We start from the raw sequence: 19,305 nt of genomic DNA, 5'->3' as shown, positions 1-19,305 counted from the left end.
GGCAGGCGGAGTCATGCGGATTGCACAGATTGCACCTCTCTATGAGAGCGTTCCGCCAAAATATTACGGCGGTACGGAACGAGTCGTTTCCTATCTGACCGAAGAGCTGGTCCGGCAGGGTCACGACGTGACGCTGTTTGCGAGCGGTGACTCGCTCACGAGCGCGCAGCTCGTCCCGTGTTGCCCGCGCTCGCTCCGCCTCGACCAGGATTGCGTCGACCAGATGGCGCATCACGTGCTCGCGCTGGAACACGTGATGCAGAGGGCTGACGATTTCGACGTGCTGCATTTCCATGCGGACTACTTTCACTATCCGCTTTCGCGCCGTGCCGGATACGTGCACGTGACGACGCTCCACGGCAGGCTCGACACGCCCGACCTCGCACCGCTTTATCGCGAATTCCGCGACATGCCGCTGGTGTCGATTTCCGATGCGCAGCGGAAGCCGCTGCCAGGGTCGAATTGGACCGCCACGGTTCACCATGGACTGCCGTCGCAGCTCTACCCGTTTTGTTCTCCCCCCGGCCATTACCTCGCGTTCATCGGCAGGTTTTCCCCCGAAAAGCGCGTCGATCGTGCCATCGAGATCGCGCGGCGGGCGCAAGTTCCGCTGAAGATCGCCGCGAAGGTCGATGCGGCCGACCGGCGCTATTTCGACGAGAAGATTCGCCCGCTTCTCGACGATCCGATCGTCGAGTGCATCGGCGAGATCGGTGAGGACGCCAAGGCGGACTTCCTGGGCAACGCGCGTGCGCTGCTGTTTCCCATCGACTGGCCGGAGCCTTTCGGACTCGTGATGATCGAAGCGATGGCGTGCGGAACTCCCGTCATCGCCTACCCGCATGGCTCCGTCCCCGAGATCATCGACGACGGGCGCACGGGTTTCCTCGTCGGATCGATCGATGAAGGCGTACGCGCGGTCGAACGCATATCGGAGCTGAGTCGTGCGTGCTGCCGGGAAACATTCGAGGATCGCTTTACCGCGACTCGAATGGCAGACGATTACATCCGTCTTTACGAACGCCTGATTGCGGGGAGCATGCGGGTACCGGAGATCGCTGCCTATGGCCGACGAGCTCGTACGCATCAGTGAAGATTTCTACATCCTCTCGACGTCTGCGCGCCTCGACGACCGCACGCGCGTGCTCAAGCACGGCGATACGTTCGCCGTGTTCGACCGGTTCGGCGACATCGACGGATTCGGTCCCGCCGAGCTGGGCATCTATCACGAGGACACCCGCTATCTGTCGCGCCTCGTCCTTCGCCTCGAAGGCCGGCGCCCGCTGCTCCTGAATTCGTCGATCCAGCACGACAACGCGAGCCTCGCCGTCGACCTGATGAATCCCGATCTGGTCGGCGCCGGCGAAGTCCTCGTCCCGCGCGGCACCGTGCACATGTTTCGTTCGAGAATCCTGTGGGACCGGGCCTGCTACGAGCGCCTGCGCATTCACAACTACGGCCAGCTGCCCGTCGACCTGAAACTTTCGATCGAGATCGACGCGGATTTTGCCGACATTTTCGAGGTCCGGGGCCAGGTCAGGGAGCGCAAGGGCAGGCGGCTGCCGACACGCAACAGCGGCGACTCGATCGTGATGTCGTACGAGGGCCTCGACGGGCAGATCCGGCGAACGCGGCTGTGCTTCGATACGCCGCCGGACTCGCTCACGGACGCTGCAGCCTGTCACCGTCTTCGACTCGATCCGTACTGCGAGCAGACCTATCGATGGTCGGTCTCGTGCGAGCCCGAGCGCGCGGAAATCGCCACGTTCGGCGGCTCTGTCGCCCGACCGTGCCCGCCGGCGACGTTTCATTTCGAGGACGCCGCGGCGAAAGCGCGCACGGAGTACGACGAATCTGCCGGTCAGCAGACGGTGCTGACGACGTCGAACAAGCAGTTCAACGACTGGTGGCATCGCTCACTGGTGGATCTTCGCATGATGCGCACCGAAACGGTGCACGGTCCGTATCCGTATGCGGGCGTACCATGGTTCAGCACCGCGTTCGGGCGCGACGGCATCATCACGGCGTACGAGTGCCTGTGGTTCCAGCCTGCGATTGCCCGCGGAGTGCTGTCGTATCTTGCCGCGACCCAGGCGGACTCCGAAAATCCCGTGCAGGACGCGCAGCCGGGCAAAGTGCTGCACGAGACGCGCGCCGGCGAGATGGCCAACCTCGGAGAAGTTCCGTTCGGCCGATACTATGGATCGGTCGATGCGACGCCGCTGTTCGTTGTGCTGGCGGGTGCCTACTACGACCGCACCGGCGATCTCGGTTTCATCCGCACGCTGTGGCCGCACGTCGAGCGCGCGCTGTCGTGGCTCGACCGCTATGGCGACGCCGACGGCGACGGCTTCGTCGAGTACTCGCGCCAGTCGCCGCGCGGCCTCGTGCACCAGGGATGGAAGGACTCGCACGACTCCGTGTTCCATTCGGACGGCCGGCAGGCCGAGCCGCCGATCGCGCTCTGCGAGGTCCAGGGTTACGCGTACGCCGCCAGGGTCGCCGCCGCATCGCTCGCGACGATGCTCGGCCTTGCGGCGCGAGCGGACCAGCTTTCGCGACAGGCGGAGCTGCTGCGGCGCCGCTTCGACGAAGCCTTCTGGTGCGAGGAAATTTCCACATATGCCCTCGCCCTCGACGGCTCGCGCGGGCGCTGCGAGGTGCGTACGTCGAACGCCGGGCACTGCCTTTTCAGCGGAATTGCCGATCCGTTGCGCGCCGCACGTGTCGCGCAGACTCTGGTCGGCGACGACGCTTCGTTCTCGGGTTGGGGCGTACGCACGGTTGCGACCACCGAGGCGTGTTACAACCCGATGTCGTACCACAACGGTTCGGTCTGGCCGCACGACAATGCGATCATTGCAGCCGGGCTCGCGCGTTACGGCATGACGCGGGAGGCCGCAACGATACTTCGCGGACTGTTCGACGCGAGCCTGTTCTTCGATCTGCACCGTCTTCCGGAGCTGTTCTGCGGCTTTCCGCGCCGCGAGGACGAAGGCCCGACCTTGTATCCGGTTTCCTGTGCGCCGCAGGCCTGGGCAGCCGGTGCAATCGCGCTCGTGCTGCAGTCTTCGCTCGGCCTCGAAGTATGCGGAGCGGAGCGCAAGGTGACGTTCACGCGGTCGCTGCTGCCGCAGTTTCTTGACGAAGTCCGGATCGAAGGGCTGCGCGTTGCGGATGCGACGCTCGATCTGGTGCTTACGCGGCACGGCGACGACGTCGGCATCCACGTACCCCGTCGCGAAGGCGACGTGTCCGTGCTGACGGTGAAATAGCCAGTGAAGCGCTGCCGTGCGGCTGCAGAATGCGACGGCAGCTGCAACAGTGCAGAAGCGGCGCACAAGGAGACCCGGTGGCACGCCAGACCTACGTCAACCTCGCAATCAAGGACGTCACGCGTTCGAAGGAATTCTTCACGCATCTCGGCTTTGCATTCGAGCCGCGCTTCTCGAACGAGAACGCGGCCTGCATGATCATCAACGAGTCCACGTTCGTCATGCTGCTGGCCGAGCCGTTCTTCCAGACGTTCACGAAGAAACAGATCTGCGATGCGAAAACGAGCACGGAAGTGCTGGTGTGCCTGTCGTGCGAGAGCCGCGCCGAGGTCGACAGTATCGTCGCCGCCGCCGTGGCCGCCGGCGGCTCGATTCCGCGCGAGCCCGAGGACCGCGGATTCATGTACGGCCATGCGTTCCAGGACCTCGACGGCCACCTGTGGGAGCTGATTTTCATGGAAACGTCCTCCGACGCCCCGGCGTAACTGCGATGCCTGCCGCGTATCGCGCTGACCTTGCTCACATCCACGACTCCGGCTTCGGCGATATCGCGCGCGCTGCGGCGCGGGCGCTCATCGACACGCTTTCACGCGCCGGCGTGACGCGCGGCATGATCGTGGAGCTCGGATGTGGAAGCGGCATCACGTCCCGCATGCTGGTCGATGCCGGCTTCGACGTGTGCGGCTACGATATCTCGCCGGAGATGGTCGCTCTCGCCCGCGACCGCGTGCCGGAGGGCCGTTTTATCGTCGCATCGTGGCTCGACCTGACCGAGCTTCCGCAGTGCGTGGCGGTGACCGCGATCGGAGAGGTGCTGAGTTACGGGCTCGATTCCGCGGCGAGTCCCGCGGCCTGGCCGCGTCTGTTCCGGACCGTGCATCACGCGCTCGAGCGTGGCGGGATCTTCTTGTTCGACGTCGCGGGCTGCGATCGCGCTCCTCGCGGAATCGGTCGCACCTTCGTCGAAGGAGAGGGCTGGACGGTGCTGGTCGAGACCGATCTCGACGCGGAAGCCCGTACGCTCGTCCGCCGCATCACGAGCTTCCGCGCAGCCGGCGCGCTCTACCGGCGCGACTTCGAAGAGCATCGCCTGTACCTCTGCGACCCGGCCACGGTGGCCGGCGAGCTCACGAACGCGGGCTTTTCAGCCGTCGCGACCAGGGACTATGCCGGACTGGCGTTGCCGGAAGGATTGATCGCGTTTGTGGCGCGCCGGCTCTAGCGGCGGCGCAGAAAAATCCCTCCCGCCAGTCTTCGGCGACGTGCCGCCAGCGCCGGCGCCGGAAGAATCCGCGCAATCCCTTGAGATCGGCAAAGCGAGCGAGCTAGACTCCGGGCGTTCGGACCGGTGCACGGGGAAATCCAATGAAGAGTCTGTTACGTGCCGCGCTGCTGATCGCGGTCGGTCTGCTGCCGGTGCATGCCGGAGCGGCGTCCTCCGGATCGCAGGTGGTGCTGCTGCACGGCCTGCTGCGAAGCTCGTCGTCGATGTCGCGTCTGGCCGACTCGCTGGCCGCGCGCGGCTTCAACGTCTGCAACGTCTCGTATCCGTCGCGCATGCATTCGATCGAAGTGCTGGCGCGTGATTACGTCGCACCGGCGGTCGAGCGCTGCTTTCCGGGCTCGACGGCCCCGGTCGATTTCGTCACGCATTCGATGGGCGGCATCGTCGTCCGACAGCTTGCGAGCACGCACGCGATCGGATCGTTCGGCCGGGTCGTGATGCTCGCACCGCCGAATCACGGCAGCGAGCTGGTCGACGAGTTCGGAAGCTGGTGGCTGTTCCGGCGCATCAACGGACCGGCGGGCAACGAGCTCGGAACCACCGCGGCATCCGTTCCGATGAAGCTCGGCCCCGCGCCGTTCGAGGTCGGGATCATCACCGGTGATCGCACGACCAATCTGGTGTTGTCGGCGTTCATTCCCGGACGGAATGACGGCAAGGTTTCGGTTGCGAGCGCCCGGCTCGACGGGATGAAGGATTTCCTGGTGATCCCGGTCTCGCACACCTTCATCATGCGCAACACGAAAGTCATCGATCAGACCATCCGCTTTCTTGAGACCGGCGTGTTCGATCACGCGTCACAGCCTCGAACCTAGGGCCGACCGCCGATAAGGGCCCATCTGCTGCGTTGGATTCCGGCTTCGTTCGGTCGACGTACGGGAAGTACGACTCCCTCTCTACGCCGGAATCCGCCTTGCATCTGGACCCTTCTCGACGGCCGGCTCGCTACGCGATTCCTCTCGGCCCTCGATTGTTCGAACCGATCAACGGGGCTGGGGTACGATCCGCAGGTAGGGCTTCGGGGCTTTCCAGCCTTGCGGGTATTGTTTCTTGGCGTCTTCGTCGGAGACGGAGCCGGCGATGATTACGTCGTCGCCGTTCTTCCAGTTGACCGGGGTGGCGACTTTGTGTTTGGCGGTGAGTTGCAGCGAGTCGATCACGCGCAGCACTTCGTCGAAGTTGCGGCCGGTCGTCATCGGGTAGACGAGGACCAGCTTGATCTTCTTGTCGGGACCGACGACGAACACGTTGCGTACGGTCAGGTTGTCGGCCGCGGTGCGTCCCTGGGACGTTCCTGCGGTTTCGGCCGGGAGCATGCCCCAGGCTTTTGCGATCTTGAGATCCGGGTCGCCGATCAGCGGATAGTTCGGTGCCACGCCCTGGGTTTCGCGGATGTCTTCGGCCCACTTCGAATGCGAGTCGACGGGGTCGATGCTGAGGCCGAGGATCTTTACGCCGCGCTTGTCGAACTCGGGCTTCATGCGCGCCATGTATCCGAGCTCGGTCGTACAGACCGGCGTGAAATCCTTCGGGTGGGAGAACAGAACGACCCATGAGTCGCCGATCCAGTCGTGGAACCGGATGCGGCCTTCGGTCGTGTCTGCTTCGAAATCCGGTGCAGTGTCTCCAATTCGAAGAGTCATGGGGGATCCTCCTGGGGTGAGTTGTCCGGCAAAAGCCGTCGCGCAAAATCGGGGCGGATGATTGATCCTGCAAGCAGCGGGCGCAACACCGTAAGCCGCCCCCATCGGATCGATGGTTGGGTGATGCGCGCCATCAAGCAGGGATGTACCGGGCGTGAACGAAGCATGAATCCCGAAGAAAATTCGATCCTCGCCGGCAGCACGCTCGCCGCGACGTCGCGCACGACACGTCACCTGCTGTTGAGAGCTTTCGAGCCGGGCGACGTCGATCGAGTCCATGCGATCCAGCGTGACTCCGATGCAATGCAGTACACGTGGGTGGCGCCCGACCTGGCCGCGACCGCCGCGTATCTCCAGTCGCATGCGGCCAGACGCGCCGGGCACGGCTTCGCGCCGTGGATCGCCGTTCTACGAAGCGAGCAGCGCATCGTCGGTTACGGCGGGCTCTACAAGGATCCGGCGGCGCCGCAGTGGGGAACCGAGGTCATCTATTTCCTCGAGCGGTCGTGCTGGGGCCGAGGCCTCGCGTCCGAGATCGTGGAAGCGTCGCTCGAGCTGGCCTTCACCGAGCTTGGTCTTCGCGAGGTCGGCGCGTTCGCGCGACCGCAGAACACGCGGTCGGTGCGCGTGCTGGCCAAGGCCGGATTCGAACGCGTGGAATTTCTCGAGGAGTTCGAACGCGACCGCTTTCGCATCGACGCAGCGAAATGGCGCAGCCGGCGGCTGGCGGTAAGCACAGGAGCATCGCGATGATGCCGCTTTCGGTTGCCGACCGCGCGAGCTGCAACCGTCCGCGGTACATTGCCGGCAGCAGCGAAGGGCACTACGAGAGCTGGTTCCAGCGCGCGAACCATCCGACCGAGCGGCTGGCATTCTGGATACGATACACGATCTTCTGTCCGCGCGGCCGCCCCGAAGGCGCACTCGGCGAGCTGTGGGCGATCTTCTTCGACGGCGAAAACGGCCGCATCGCGGCCGTCAAGGAAGAGTTCCCGATCTCGAGCTGCACGTTCGGACAGGGCCCTCTCGATGTGCGAATCGGCCCTGCAAGCCTGAACGACCGCGCGCTCGAAGGCCTAGCGAGCTCGCCGAGCTATCAAATGACCAGCTCGCCAAGCTATCAATTGACCACGTCGCCGAGCGATCGATTGGCCAGCTCGCCGAGCGATGAACGGACCAGCTCGCCGGGTCATGAACTGAAATGGTCGCTCGGCTACGAGAGCCCGCAGCCGCCGCTGCTGCTGCTTCCGGCGGCGCTCTACGAACGCAGTCTTCCCAGGGCGAAGGCCCTCGTCGGATCGCCGAACGCAACGTTTCGAGGCTCGATGACGGTCGACGGCGAAACCGTCGCAATCGACGGATGGGCGGGCAGTCAGAATCACAACTGGGGAAGCCGTCACACCGATTCGTACGCGTGGGGCCAGGTCGCAGGCTTCGACGGCGCACCTGATACGTTTCTTGAATGCTCGACGGCGCAGCTGCGGATCGGGCCGATCTGGACTCCGCGCATGTCGCTCGTGGTCCTGCGCACCGGCGGAAATGAGTATCCGCTGAACTCGCTCGCACAATCGCTGCGTGCGAACGGAAATTTCCGTTTCTTCGAATGGCGGATCGAATCGGGATCCGCCGAGCTCGGCGTCTCGATTCGCATCACGGCGCCGAAGTCGGAGTTCGTTGCACTGACGTACGATAACCCCCCGGGCGGAGCGAAGACCTGTCTCAACACGAAGCTCGCCGCGTGCGAGCTGACGCTGAGGAGGAAGGGATTCGCGGACGAGACCTTCTTCACGCAGCACCGCGCCGCGTTCGAGATCCTCACCGACCGGGCCGATCACGGTGTTCCCAAAGTGGTCTGATCCGGGCGGAAGGCGTAGAACGCCGGGATGGCGAAGGCCGGCTGGTACTCCCAATTCACCCGAGAGGCGTCGCGGTTCAGCGGCAGGCCGATCGTTTTCATCCTTGCGCTGCTGTCGATCATCGTATGGCTCGTGACCGGTCCGTACTTCGAGTACAGCGACACGTGGCAGCTGCTGATCAACACGTTCACGACACTCGTCACGTTCCTGATGGTCTTCCTGATCCAGAGCAGCCAGAACCGCGACACCGAAGCCATCCAGGTCAAGCTCGACGAGTTGATCCGCGCGACGACCGGTGCGCACAACGCGCTGATCGATCTCGAGGAGATGGACGAGGCCGAGCTTGCGGAATGCCGTGACCGCTACGAGCGACTCGCAAAAAGCGCGCGCGAAAAGCTGAAGAAGGGCGGCTTCGACACAGGTTCGCCGGAGGCCCGGTGATCACCGTGCGCAGATCGGCCGATCGCGGCCGCGCCTACCACGGCTGGCTCGACAGCCGTCACACGTTCTCGTTCGGCGATTACCACGATCCGATGCACATGGGATTTCGCGCGCTTCGTGTCCTCAACGAAGACAGGGTGGAGCCGGGGAAGGGTTTTGCCGCGCACTCGCACCGCGACATGGAAATCATCAGCTACGTGCTCGAGGGTGCGCTCGAGCATCGCGACAGCATGGGCACGGGCTCGGTCATCGTTCCCGGCGATGTGCAGCTGATGCGCGCGGGGCACGGCGTCACGCACAGCGAGTACAACCATTCGCGCCAGGAGCCGGTTCATTTCCTGCAGATCTGGATCGTGCCCGACACGGCGGGCCTGACACCCGCGTACGAGCAGCTGCACTTCGAAGCGGAAGTCCTTCGAAACGCTCTCGTATGCGTTGCATCGAACGCACCGGGCGAGGGATCGCTGCACGTGCATCAGGATGTTTCGATGCATGCCGCCATCCTCGATCCCGCGAGCAGCGTCCGGCGCGAGATCGCGCCCGGTCGTCATGCCTGGATCCAGATCGCGCGCGGACAGGCCACCGTCCGCGGCGCGGCCGAAGGCTCCGATGTCGGGCTCGGCGAAGGCGACGGTGCGGCCGTCAGCGGCGAAAGCCTGGTCGAGATCGTTGCCGGGAATTCCTGCGAGCTGCTGCTTTTCGATCTTGCCTAGCGGAGCCTGCGAAGGAGAGAGACCATGTCGACTGCCGAGAAGAAGGCCCATCCCGATGTCCCGATTCATGCGCTGATCGCAGACCGCTGGAGCCCGTACTGCTACTCGACGAAGCCCGTTCCCGAAAGCGACCTGCGCGCGATCCTCGAAGCCGCACGCTGGGCGCCGTCGTCGTACAACGAGCAGCCATGGCGCTACATCCTCGCGCGAAGCTCGGATGCCGCCGCCCATGCGAAGCTTGTTTCGTGCCTCGTCGAGGGCAACCAGGCGTGGGCGAAGAACGCGCCGGTTCTGATGATCGGCATCGCGGTGATGACGTTCTCGCGCAACGGCAAGCCGAACAGGGCGGCGCAGCACGACCTCGGGCTCGCAGCCGGCAACATCTGCATCGAAGCGACGGCGCGCGGACTGTTCGTGCACCAGATGATCGGCATCGTTCCCGAGCGCGTCCGCGAGCTCTATCGCGTGCCGCCCGAAGCAGAGCCGCTGACCGGCCTTGCGATCGGATACCTCGGAGACGAAACGCAATCGCCGGAGGCGCTGCGCGAGCGCGACCGTGCGCCGCGCACACGCAAGCCCATCGCAGACATCGTTTTCGAGGAAACATGGCAGCACGGGGCCACGGTGTGAACGGCTCGTCGCCATGCTGACCACGCGCCTGACCGAGCTCGTCGGCTGCCGCCTTCCACTTCAGGTTGCGGGTATGCCGGGAGTGAGCACCCCTGCGCTCGTCGCGGCCGTTGCGAACGCCGGCGGGCTCGCAATGCTGCCGACGGCAGGATCGCCGCTGGCGCTGGTCGAAAGCGCGCTCGACGAGGTGCTTCGCAGCACGCCGCAGCCGTTCGGCGTCAATTTCCTGATTCCGTTTCTCGATCGCGAAGTGCTCGAGCTCGTCTCGCCCCGTGTTCGCATGGTCGAGTTCTTCTACGGAGATCCCGATGCGTCGCTAGTCGAGATCGTTCATCGCGCCGGTGCCCTTGCGTGCTGGCAGGTTGGTTCGACCAGCGAGGCGCGGCTCGCCGTGGATTGCGGATGCGACGTCGTGATTGCGCAGGGGGTACAGGCCGGCGGCCACGTGCGCGGCACCGTCACGCTGCTGGCGCTGCTCGCCGAAGTGCTCGATGCGGTGCACGTGCCGGTCATTGCAGCCGGCGGAATCGGTACCGCACGCGCGATGGCTGCGGTGCTCGCGGCCGGCGCCTCCGGGGTTCGCATCGGCACGCGTTTCGTCGCTGCCGCGGAGTCGGGCGCGCATCCGTCGTACGTGGCCGCGCTGATCCGGTCGCAGGCGGAGGATACCGTGCTCACCGACGCGTTCTCCGTCATGTGGCCGGATGCGCCGCACCGGGTGCTGCGCTCGTGCGTCGAACGCGCGCAGGCGCTCGACGCCGACGTCGCCGGCGAAACCATGATCGGAGGCGTTGCGTATCCGATTCCGCGCCTCGCCGTGCCGGTGCCGACCCGGGAGACGACCGGACACGTCGACGCGATGGCGCTTTACGCCGGAGAATCGGTCAGCGCCGTGGAGCGCGTCGAGCCGGCGGCCGATATTGTCCGCGAGCTCTGCGACGGCGCCGCGGCGTTGCTCGAACGCGCGGCGGCAGAAGTCACTGCGCAGCAGCCGGCCGAAACCGAGCTCGAGCTGCCGCCCGCTTCGACCAAAGGCTGAGCGTTGGGCCCGCGGCGCGTTACCTCGGCGACACGCGACATCCAGCCTTCCGGCCTCGAGCGCATCCACAGCTTCGCGCCGATCGAGCGCCGCGACGCGACCGTGTTGATTCTCGGAAGCATGCCGGGTGTCGCATCGCTCGACGCCGGCCGCTACTACGCCCACCCGCGCAACAGCTTCTGGCGCATCATGACCGAGCTGCTGAGCATCGATCCGTCGGCGACGTACGAGCAGCGCCTCGATGCGCTGGTCTCGAACCGGATCGCGCTGTGGGACGTGCTGCATTCGTGCGAACGCACCGGCAGCCTCGACACCAGCATCAACCGCGAGACCCAGACGGCCAACGACTTCGAGTCGTTTTTCCGCACACATCCGGACATCCGCTGCGTGCTCCTCAACGGAACGAAAGCGTGGGATGCGTTCCGCCGCCACGCTGCGACGATGAAGATCGATGAATCGCTGACGGTGACTCGTCTTCCGTCGACGAGCCCGGCCAATGCATCGTGGTCCTATGAACGAAAGCTCGAAGCTTGGCGCAGCGCCCTGATGCGAGAGCCACGCCGTTAGCGCTTCGGCTTTCGCAAGCCGGCTGATTCCCGGTCCGATGCGGGGCTAGTGCCGGGTCAGCCGCCGGTAGATCCGCACCAGCTCGCTCGGCAGCTGGCGGATGTCCTCGATCACCGCGTATCTCGCCGACGGACACATCTCGCCGAGATAGTCGTGACCGGCCGGATCGACCGTGATGCAGAACGTCTGCATCCCGCGCTTCTCGATCTCGCGCAGCGCCTGCATGGTGTCGCGGATGCCGTAGGTGTTCGACCGGCGATCGTCGCCGTAGTCGAAATCCTGAGGAAAGCCGTCACTCAGCAGGATGAGGTGGCGCGAGCGCGCGCTCGTGCGCGCGAGCTTTTCGCCGGCGTGCCGCAGCGCCGCTCCCATCCTCGTCGAGCGTTTCGGGGCGATGCCGCCGATGCGGCCCTTGACCTTGTCGCTCAGGCGCTCGCCGAACGATTTGACCGGATAGATCTCGACCGATTGCCGGCCGTGACCCGAAAAACCGTAGATCGCATAGCTGTCGCCGATTTCGCCGAGCACCTGCGCGAGCACCGCGAGCGTATCCTTGGCGAGATCGATGACCCGTTTCGGTCCGGCCATGCTCTCGCCGGGAAGCGGCTCGTCGGTCGATGCGCTCATGTCGACGAGAAACAGCGTCGCGACGTCGCGCTCCTCCGGCTTGCGCGCGACGTAGAGCCGGTCGCTCGGAGTGCGCCGGCCGCGCCGGTCCGAGTGCGCCTCGACGAGCGCATTGAGGTCGAACTCCTCGCCCTGTTCATCGCGCGGCACGCGTCGCAGCTGGTCGGGACGAAGCATCTGGAAATCGCGCTTGATCTGGCCAACGAGCTCGCCCGAGCGCGCGAGCGCCTGCTGGAAGTATTCGCCGGTGTCTTCGTCACAGGCGATCTCGGTTACGCGGCACCAGCGGCGCCGGTAGTCGGCGATGCGATAGTCCCATTCGTCGTAGTAGAAGCTGTTGCCGGTGGCCTGCCGCGACAGCCACGCACGGATCGCCGCAGCATCGCCGGTCGAGATTTTCTCGCGCAGCTCGCGAAGCTGCTCGGCAGGAATTTTCCCGAGCAGGTCGGTGATGTAGAGGCCGAGTCCCTCTTCGATCTGTCCGTGTGCTTCGCTGATCTTGAGATCGCCGCCGCGCTCGAGCAGCGATTTCAGCTCTTCGAGTGAAACCGGACGGCCGCCGCCCGCAGGCGTCTCTTCGTCGGTGAGCTGCAGCTTCACTTCGGCCTGCTCGCCGCCGGGCTCGGCACGCACCGGATCGGGTCTCCACGGTGCGGTGTTCTCCTCGCGGTCGCTGCCGTCGAGATGCTCGAACGGATCGATGACGGTCGCGCCGCCCATTTCGGCGAACGCGGTCTCGTCGCTGTCGTCGAGCGCACGGGCCTCTGCGAACGCGAGGCCGCCGTAATATGCGATCGCAAGCGACGCGCTGTCGTAGACCGTCGCTTCGGCCGAGCGCAGCAGCTCGATGCTGGCCATGACGAATTCGCCCTGCGCGCGAAGCCGCGCGTCGAGCTCGGCGATGCTTCTGTGCGCAAGGCCGATCTGGAACAGCGTCTCGAGCAGGCGCTCGTCATGGCGATCGTGCGCGGCCGGCACGGTCGTCGACGCGTAGAGCCGCCCCATGCGCTCGAGCTCCCTGCGAAGACCCGGAAAGTCGCGGGCGAGACACGCATCGATGCGCACGCCGTCGAGCAGCACGAACAGCGCGGACGCGAGCAGCGGATTCGGAAAGCAGCCGAGGAACGCGATGATGTCGCGCGGATACTCGCCGTCGTCTGCGGGGACCAGCGGCGGCTGCCACCCGCGCTCGAGCAGGGCCTTGAGGTCGAAGTCGTAGGTGCCGTACTCGAAGCGCCCGGCGATGTGGGTCGCGACGATCTTGTACAGCGCCTGGTTGTCCTCGGGCGCATCGAACAGGTCGACGCGCTCCGGCAGCCGGATCGCGACGTCTTCGGGGGCGACGAGCGGAGGGCGCATCCAGATTCCCGGCGACGGCATCAGCTGGAACGATCGCCGCGACATCATCGTCAGGTAGCGGCGCAGCATTCCGTCGATCTCTTCGAACGTGACGGCCGAGCTGCGCTCGACGAGCAGCTTGTGCGACGTGCGCGTCTCGAGGCGGAAATGCGCCGCGGCGGCGTCGATGTTCTGGTCGTGCGTCGCGAGCTCGATGCCGCGCTCGACCCACAGCTCCACGCCGGGCTGGCCGCCTTCGTCGATCGCGCGATCCATCGTGCGCAGGAATGCGGGCAGCACCGCCGGCGCCGCCTCGCCGATGCGCGCCGCCTGGGCGAGCAGGAAATCGAGATCACCGGCGCGGATTCCGTGCAGCACAGCGCCGACGAGCGCCATCGCGTCGGCGAGCGCATCGAGCGAACGGCAGCGCGCACACGAATCGAGAAGGCTGCGTCGTTGCCGGGTCTCCAGCCGCGAGATCGCGGGCGGAATCAGCTCGAGGAGCCTCTGTGCCGCTTTGGCGTGAGTTGCGGCTGCGGCGGCGCAGAGTCGGACGACGCCGGTAAGGGCGGAAGCATCCAGGTTGAGAAGCTGCGCAGGCGGCGACGGCGGCTTCGGATTGCGGCCGGTCGTTCCGATCACGGCAACCAGCGTCGCCCAGTGCTCGAACGCGGCCGGCTCCGCGCGACCGGCGAGAAGCGCCGCGCCGGAGACGAACGCTTCCGCGAGGAACTCGCTTCGCCAGCCGCCGCGCGAAAGCAGGCCTTCGGTTGCGTGCTGCCACGCGGCCAGCGACGCGTCGTCAAGCGTGCGACCATCGTCGAGAATCGCGGCGGTAGCATCGAGCATCGACGCAGCAAGCCGTCTCGACGATTCCGCGAGCGCTCGAACCGAATCGATCCATGCGCGGCGGCGCGGCTCCGGCCATGCGGCAAAACCCTGCGGAGCAATCCGGAAGAACGCCGTCGCGAGCTCGCGCGCGACGTCGCCGGCTCCGGCGACGTCGGCGAGCGCGGCTTCCCACGCGTCGTAAACCGGTACGCCCGCGGCCGCAGCCTCGACGGCGCGAGGCAGGAACGCGTGCGCAAGGCTCGTCGAGACGGTGGCGATGCGGTCGGCGCGCTCGAGCAGTCGTTCGCGTGTCGCGGGCGCAAGCTGATCGAGCCCTGCAAGCGCCGCGGCACCGCCGGCGCTTTCCCGCAGGTGCCGGCTGTCGATCCACGCGCGCGACGCTCGGGGAGTTGTCATCGATGCGCCGGCAGCCGCGGACGCTACGCGAAGATCGCGCTCACGAGCTCGGCGATGGCGGCCTGCGTCTGGCGGTCGTCGCTGAGCGCGCGGACGACCGTCGCTTCGCACGCACGATGCGGCTTCATGCCCTGGCGGATGAGCTGACCGGCATAGACGAGCAGCCGCGCGGAGACGCCTTCTTCGAGCCCGCCGGATTTGAGCTCGCGCACGCGCTCGCCGAGATGCGCGAGATCCATCGCGACGTCGATCGGGATCCCGCTCTCGTGTGCGATGATCTCGGCCTCCTTGTCGCGCGGCGGATAGTGGAATTCGAGCGTGACGAAGCGCTGGCGCGTCGACGGCTTGAGGTCCTTGAGCACCGACTGGTAGCCGGGATTGTACGACACCACGAGCGTGAAATCCGGGTGCGCCGTCAACGTGACGGCCAGCTTGTCGACCGGAAGAATGCGGCGATGGTCGGTCAGCGGATGGATCAACACCATCGTGTCCTTGCGCGCCTCGACGATCTCGTCGAGGTAGCACATCGCGCCGACGCGAACCGCCTGCGTCAGAGGACCGTCCATCCACAGCGTCTCGTCGCCGCGCACGAGATATCGTCCGACGAGATCGCTGCCGGTCAGGTCTTCGTTGCATGCGACGGTGATCAGCGACTGCGGCCGCGCGTCGCTCTCCGGAAGCAGGCGCCACGCCATGTATTCGACGAAACGCGTCTTGCCGCAGCCGGTCGGACCTTTGAGCAGCACCGGAAGCTTCTGCCGGAACGCGGCTTCGAAGACCTCGACCTCGTCGGCGAGCGGAAGATAGTACGGCTGCGCGGGCTGGCTCGTCATTTTCCGCTCCCTGCCGGTCCCGGAGTGACCGCGCCTGGCATTCCGGTTGGTGCGGCTGCCGGCGGGGCTTGCTTGCTCGCGGGCGGACCGGCTTCGATCCTGTCCATGACGCTGCCGCTCGCGTTGTCGATGAGCTCGACCGTGACCGGGCCGGCCACCGTATTGCGCGATGCGATCTCGCCGATGCGCGCGGCCATTCCGGATTCGAACTTCGCGCGCGCGAACGGCGGCATCTTGTCCATCGGGAAGTCGGCGATCTTCACTGCCATCGACGTCGCGCTCTTCCACTCGAACGAGACGACACGCGGCCCGATCATCGGATGCGTCACGAACGGCTTTTCCGCCTGGCGCTGGAAATCGCTGCTCGCGTTGGTCGGCACGTCGCGATCGGGAGCCGGAGGCGGCATCGGCATGCCGCCTTGCATCGAGCCTTGCGCGGGCGGAGCGGTGCCCGAAGCGTTTGCTGCGGGCATGCCGCCTGCCGAACCACCGGCTGCTTCTGCGCCGGCTCCCGGCCTGGCGCTGCGCGCACCGGCGATCTTCATCGGCTCGCGATGCTCCATCGCGGCCAGCGTGTTCTCGATGTGCTGGCGCTCGTCGGGCGTTTCCGACAGCTCGAGCGCCTTGCGCAGCGATGCGATCGCTTCGTCGTTCTTGCCCTGCTTCTCGAGCGCGACGCCGAGATTGAACTGCGCCTGCATGAACTTCGGATCTTTCGCGAGCGCCTTGCGATACTGTGCGATCGCATCGTCGACCTTGTCCTGGAACAGCAGTGTCGAGCCGAGATCGGTGATCGCACTGACGTCGTCGGGATACTTCGCGAGGAACACTTCGAAGCGCTTGCGGGCTTCGTCATAGTCGCCGGCGTCGTACGCGAGGTTGGCCGAGATGCGAAGGCCGTCGATGTTGGTCGGGTCGAGCGCGAGCAGTTTCTGGAGCGCCTGGTCGGCCGACACGCGATACGACGCGTTGATCACGCTTGCCCGGTAGCGCGCATGCGCGAGCTTCTGGAGAGCCTCGATGCTCTGCGGATTCTTCTCGGCGTCGGCCGTCAGGCCGTCGAGGAAATCGAGGACTTCTTTCGGAAGCTCGATGCTCGGATGTCCGTTCGGAAGGCCGTCTTCGTCTGCGGCCGCTCTGGAATTCGCGCCCGGAGTACCGGCGGTGCCTGGAACGGCGCGGGGAACATCGGTGTTCGTGCGCAGCGCGAAGTACGCAGCGATGCCGCCGAGCGCGACCAGCACGGCGCCCATCACGATTGCCGCGACCGGCGCCTGCGGAGCCGAGCTCGCGGCTGCGCCGGCGGGCGCGATCGGCGCGCCGCACGACGTGCAGAACTTCGCGCCGTCCTGAAGAGCAGCGCCGCATTTCGTACAGAATCCCTGCAAGCCGCTACTCCTGTTCGTCGTCGTGCCGGCCGCTCAGGCCCGGCGGCCGGTCACGCGCGCGAGGTCTTCCTCGGTCACGGCATGAAGCGTCGGGTCGTTGCGCATGAGAAGAATGATGCCGCCGGGAACCGACAGCGGGACTTTTTCGATCCAGAAACCAAGATTGCCGATCAGGAACGCCTTGACGGCGCCGGTCTTGCTGCCGATCAGCCATACGAAGACGAGCTCGCGGACTCCTTCGCCCGAGGCGGACGGCGCGATGAACGTTCCGAGTGTCATGACGGCGGATGCGAACAGCACTTCGGACGTGTGGACGCCTTCGGCCGCGATCGACATCGCATTGCAGAAGTACATGAGCGTGGTCGTGATCTGTCCGATCACGGCGAGCGCGAGCGCCCCCAGCATGTAGAGCCGGCGATTCGAGTACGCGGTGGCGGCATGGACCACGTTGGCGGCGAACTTTCGCGCTTTCTCGTGCGGGATGAGCCGCAGAAGCTGTCCGAACCACGCCGGCTGCATCAGCATGAGCACGCCGAGTACGAGCGCGCCGGCGAGCGGGACCTTCATGGCGCCGACCATCTCGCCGAACGAATGCCCTTCGATCAGGCGGCCGGCAAACGGCATGAACAGAAGAATCGTCGCGAGTAGCCCGACCAGCCCGATGATGCGCTCGACCGCAAGCGCGGTCGTGCACTCGATCGGCTTTTTCGTAAGCCGCGCCGTCTCGTAGATGCGCCACGCATCGAGGCCCATCGTGCTCGGGGTGACGATGCCGAAGTAACGGCCGATGAAATATGTGCTGGTCAGGAATCCGAACTTGAGGCGGATGCCCTGGCCCTGCAGCAGGATCTGCCAGCGCCAGATGTTCGCGAAGATGCCGACCAGCTTGATCGCCATGGCCGCGAGGAACCACGGCAGGAACACCGACATCCGGACGTTTCGGATCTCGGCCCACAGCTCGGCGGGATCGGCCGGGACCAGCTGGAATCCCTGGATGCGAACGAATGATTCTTCGGGCGCGGCGGCGAGCGGCACCGTCGCATAGTCGCCGTCGCTCGTCTTCGTGTAGAGAAATGCGAGCGCCTTGTCGCCGCAGTGACGCAAGGTCTTCAGGTGGCGCATCGATCCGTCGGCGACACGCACGAAGACCGCGCCTTCGGGATTCGCGCACGCATCGTCGATGGTGGCGGGAAGCCTGGGCGGAGGGAGAGGCTTGCCCGCAAGCTTCGCCTTGATGCGTCCGACGATGCCCGGATACGCAGGATTGGAAACTTCGATCGCGCCCGGCTCGCGGAGCGACGACGTCCGGACGGGATGGAATCCCCCGCCGAACTCGAGAAATATCCCGACGAAGATCGCGATCGTGACCGCGAACTTGACGAGCACGGAGAACGTTTTTTTCATCGACAGCGGGTCCTTCTACAGGGATGCCACAGTCGCCCGCGGGACCGAAACAGCACGAAAGGCGACAGAAACCGGGCTGCGGCGACGAGCGCGTTCCGGCGAAACCGCGAAAAGAGTGGTGTACGGCCGGTCCGTCAAAAAAAAGGGGGCCGTCCCGAGGGACGGCCCCCTTGCTCGTTCAACTGGTCGAGCGCGAGCTTCAGGCTTTCTTGTTCTTGATGCTCTCGTCGATGATCGACTTGTACAGCTCGAACGAACGGCCCGCCGGCTGCTTGCCGTCGATGAAGAAGCTCGGCGTGCCGCGCACGCCGACGTCACCGGCTTCCTTCATGTCGCTGGTGATCTGGGCGGCGACTTCCGGCGATTCCATGTCCTTCTTGAACTGGTCGACGTTGAGCCCGATCTCGCCGGCCCACTTCACGTAGTTCTCCGGGCTCAGCTCGCGCTGATTCTCGAAGAGCTTGTCGTGCATCTCGAAGAACTTGCCCTGCTTGGCGGCGGCGACGGCGGCCTTGGCTGCCGGCATCGCGTTCGGGTGGAACGGAAGCGGGTACTTCTTGAAGCAGAAGCGGACGTCTTTCGGATACGCGTCGACGATCTGGTGAACCAGATCTTTTGCCTGCGAGCAGAACGGGCACTGGAAGTCCGACCACTCGGCGATCGTGACGGCCGCATTCGCGGGGCCCTTGCACGGCGCGTTGCCGATGTTGATGTCGTACTTCTTGTTCGGATCGGGAGCGTTCGGCGCGGCCGGCTTGGCAGCGGCGGCCTTCGCGATCATTTCCTTGTTGCTCTTCTCGAGCGCCTCGATCTTGGTGACCATGTCCTTCTGCGAAGCCTCAATCCTGTCGACGGAGGCCTTGATGTCCCCGACGGCTTGCGGATCGGCGCAGGCCGAGAGGGTCAGGGCCGCGCCAGCGGCAAGCAGGGCAATCGAACGGAACGGTGCTTTCATTTCATCCTCCAGTAGTTGTCCCGGTCGACGACCAGGTGACCGCCGCTTTGGTGGCGACGGTGA

Annotated in this window: 18 protein-coding genes; 12 read left to right on the top strand and 6 right to left on the bottom strand. The window is 65.6% G+C overall.

Annotation, left to right across the window (positions count from 1 at the left end; translation table 11 throughout):
- Positions 1–13 precede the first annotated feature (13 nt).
- The 5 genes from VN634_07115 to VN634_07095 all read left to right on the top strand — a co-directional run bounded on the left by VN634_07115 (position 14) and on the right by VN634_07095 (position 5,375).
- Positions 14–1,093 carry a glycosyltransferase family 4 protein gene (locus VN634_07115; GenBank protein HXC50633.1) on the top strand — a complete coding sequence of 360 codons (1,080 nt, stop codon included), beginning with the start codon at positions 14–16 and terminating at the stop codon, positions 1,091–1,093.
- Positions 1,065–3,275 carry an amylo-alpha-1,6-glucosidase gene (locus VN634_07110; GenBank protein ID HXC50632.1) on the top strand — a complete coding sequence of 737 codons (2,211 nt, stop codon included), beginning with the start codon at positions 1,065–1,067 and terminating at the stop codon, positions 3,273–3,275. Before VN634_07115 ends, VN634_07110 begins: the two co-directional genes overlap by 29 nt.
- Before the next feature lie 77 nt (positions 3,276–3,352).
- Positions 3,353–3,760 (top strand): VOC family protein, encoded by a 408-nt coding sequence (locus VN634_07105; GenBank protein ID HXC50631.1) that lies wholly within the window; start codon positions 3,353–3,355, stop codon positions 3,758–3,760.
- 5 nt (positions 3,761–3,765) lie between these two features.
- The gene (locus VN634_07100) at positions 3,766–4,497 is read left to right on the top strand and encodes a class I SAM-dependent methyltransferase (protein HXC50630.1); all 732 of its coding nucleotides are present in this window, start codon (positions 3,766–3,768) and stop codon (positions 4,495–4,497) included.
- Between the two features lie 143 nt (positions 4,498–4,640).
- Complete coding sequence (locus tag VN634_07095; protein HXC50629.1) at positions 4,641–5,375, top strand: alpha/beta fold hydrolase; 735 nt, start codon at positions 4,641–4,643, stop codon at positions 5,373–5,375.
- Between the two features lie 168 nt (positions 5,376–5,543).
- On the opposite strand, the gene VN634_07090 is transcribed toward VN634_07095, so the two are convergent.
- A complete protein-coding gene (locus VN634_07090) occupies positions 5,544–6,203 on the bottom strand; it encodes a peroxiredoxin (protein HXC50628.1) in 660 nt (219 codons plus the stop codon).
- 165 nt (positions 6,204–6,368) lie between these two features.
- Between VN634_07090 and VN634_07085 the strand changes: the two genes are divergently transcribed.
- From VN634_07085 to VN634_07055, 7 genes are read left to right on the top strand one after another with little or no spacing between them, the layout of a single operon-like run.
- Complete coding sequence (locus VN634_07085; protein HXC50627.1) at positions 6,369–6,956, top strand: GNAT family N-acetyltransferase; 588 nt, start codon at positions 6,369–6,371, stop codon at positions 6,954–6,956.
- Positions 6,953–8,059, top strand: a complete 1,107-nt coding sequence (locus VN634_07080) for a hypothetical protein (GenBank protein HXC50626.1) — start codon at positions 6,953–6,955, stop codon at positions 8,057–8,059. Before VN634_07085 ends, VN634_07080 begins: the two co-directional genes overlap by 4 nt.
- 27 nt (positions 8,060–8,086) lie before the next feature.
- Positions 8,087–8,500, top strand: a complete 414-nt coding sequence (locus VN634_07075; protein ID HXC50625.1) for a low affinity iron permease family protein — start codon at positions 8,087–8,089, stop codon at positions 8,498–8,500.
- Complete coding sequence (locus VN634_07070; protein ID HXC50624.1) at positions 8,497–9,213, top strand: pirin family protein; 717 nt, start codon at positions 8,497–8,499, stop codon at positions 9,211–9,213. Before VN634_07075 ends, VN634_07070 begins: the two co-directional genes overlap by 4 nt.
- Positions 9,214–9,237: 24 nt before the next feature.
- Positions 9,238–9,843 (top strand): nitroreductase family protein, encoded by a 606-nt coding sequence (locus tag VN634_07065; GenBank protein HXC50623.1) that lies wholly within the window; start codon positions 9,238–9,240, stop codon positions 9,841–9,843.
- Positions 9,844–9,856: 13 nt separating this feature from the next.
- On the top strand, positions 9,857–10,882 hold the full coding sequence (locus VN634_07060) for a nitronate monooxygenase (protein HXC50622.1): 1,026 nt from the start codon (positions 9,857–9,859) through the stop codon (positions 10,880–10,882).
- Between the two features lie 3 nt (positions 10,883–10,885).
- Positions 10,886–11,449: a DNA-deoxyinosine glycosylase gene (locus VN634_07055; protein HXC50621.1), complete on the top strand. Its 564-nt coding sequence runs from the start codon at positions 10,886–10,888 to the stop codon at positions 11,447–11,449.
- A gap of 45 nt (positions 11,450–11,494) precedes the next feature.
- Here the strand turns inward: VN634_07055 and VN634_07050 are convergent, their stop codons facing one another.
- From VN634_07050 to VN634_07030, 5 genes are all read right to left on the bottom strand, one after another.
- Positions 11,495–14,662, bottom strand: a complete 3,168-nt coding sequence (locus VN634_07050) for a VWA domain-containing protein (GenBank protein ID HXC50620.1) — start codon at positions 14,660–14,662, stop codon at positions 11,495–11,497.
- 23 nt (positions 14,663–14,685) lie between these two features.
- Positions 14,686–15,495: a CbbQ/NirQ/NorQ/GpvN family protein gene (locus tag VN634_07045; GenBank protein ID HXC50619.1), complete on the bottom strand. Its 810-nt coding sequence runs from the start codon at positions 15,493–15,495 to the stop codon at positions 14,686–14,688.
- Positions 15,492–16,883 (bottom strand): tetratricopeptide repeat protein, encoded by a 1,392-nt coding sequence (locus VN634_07040; protein ID HXC50618.1) that lies wholly within the window; start codon positions 16,881–16,883, stop codon positions 15,492–15,494. Before VN634_07040 ends, VN634_07045 begins: the two co-directional genes overlap by 4 nt.
- A 33-nt stretch (positions 16,884–16,916) precedes the next feature.
- Positions 16,917–18,287: a lysylphosphatidylglycerol synthase transmembrane domain-containing protein gene (locus tag VN634_07035; GenBank protein HXC50617.1), complete on the bottom strand. Its 1,371-nt coding sequence runs from the start codon at positions 18,285–18,287 to the stop codon at positions 16,917–16,919.
- Between the two features lie 199 nt (positions 18,288–18,486).
- A complete protein-coding gene (locus VN634_07030) occupies positions 18,487–19,242 on the bottom strand; it encodes a thioredoxin domain-containing protein (GenBank protein HXC50616.1) in 756 nt (251 codons plus the stop codon).
- Positions 19,243–19,305: the final 63 nt, after the last annotated feature.

The organism is Candidatus Limnocylindrales bacterium, from assembly GCA_035571835.1.
Classification (GTDB): Bacteria; Desulfobacterota; Binatia; order UBA1149; family CAITLU01; genus DATNBU01.
This window is presented reverse-complemented; position numbering and strand designations above follow the sequence as displayed.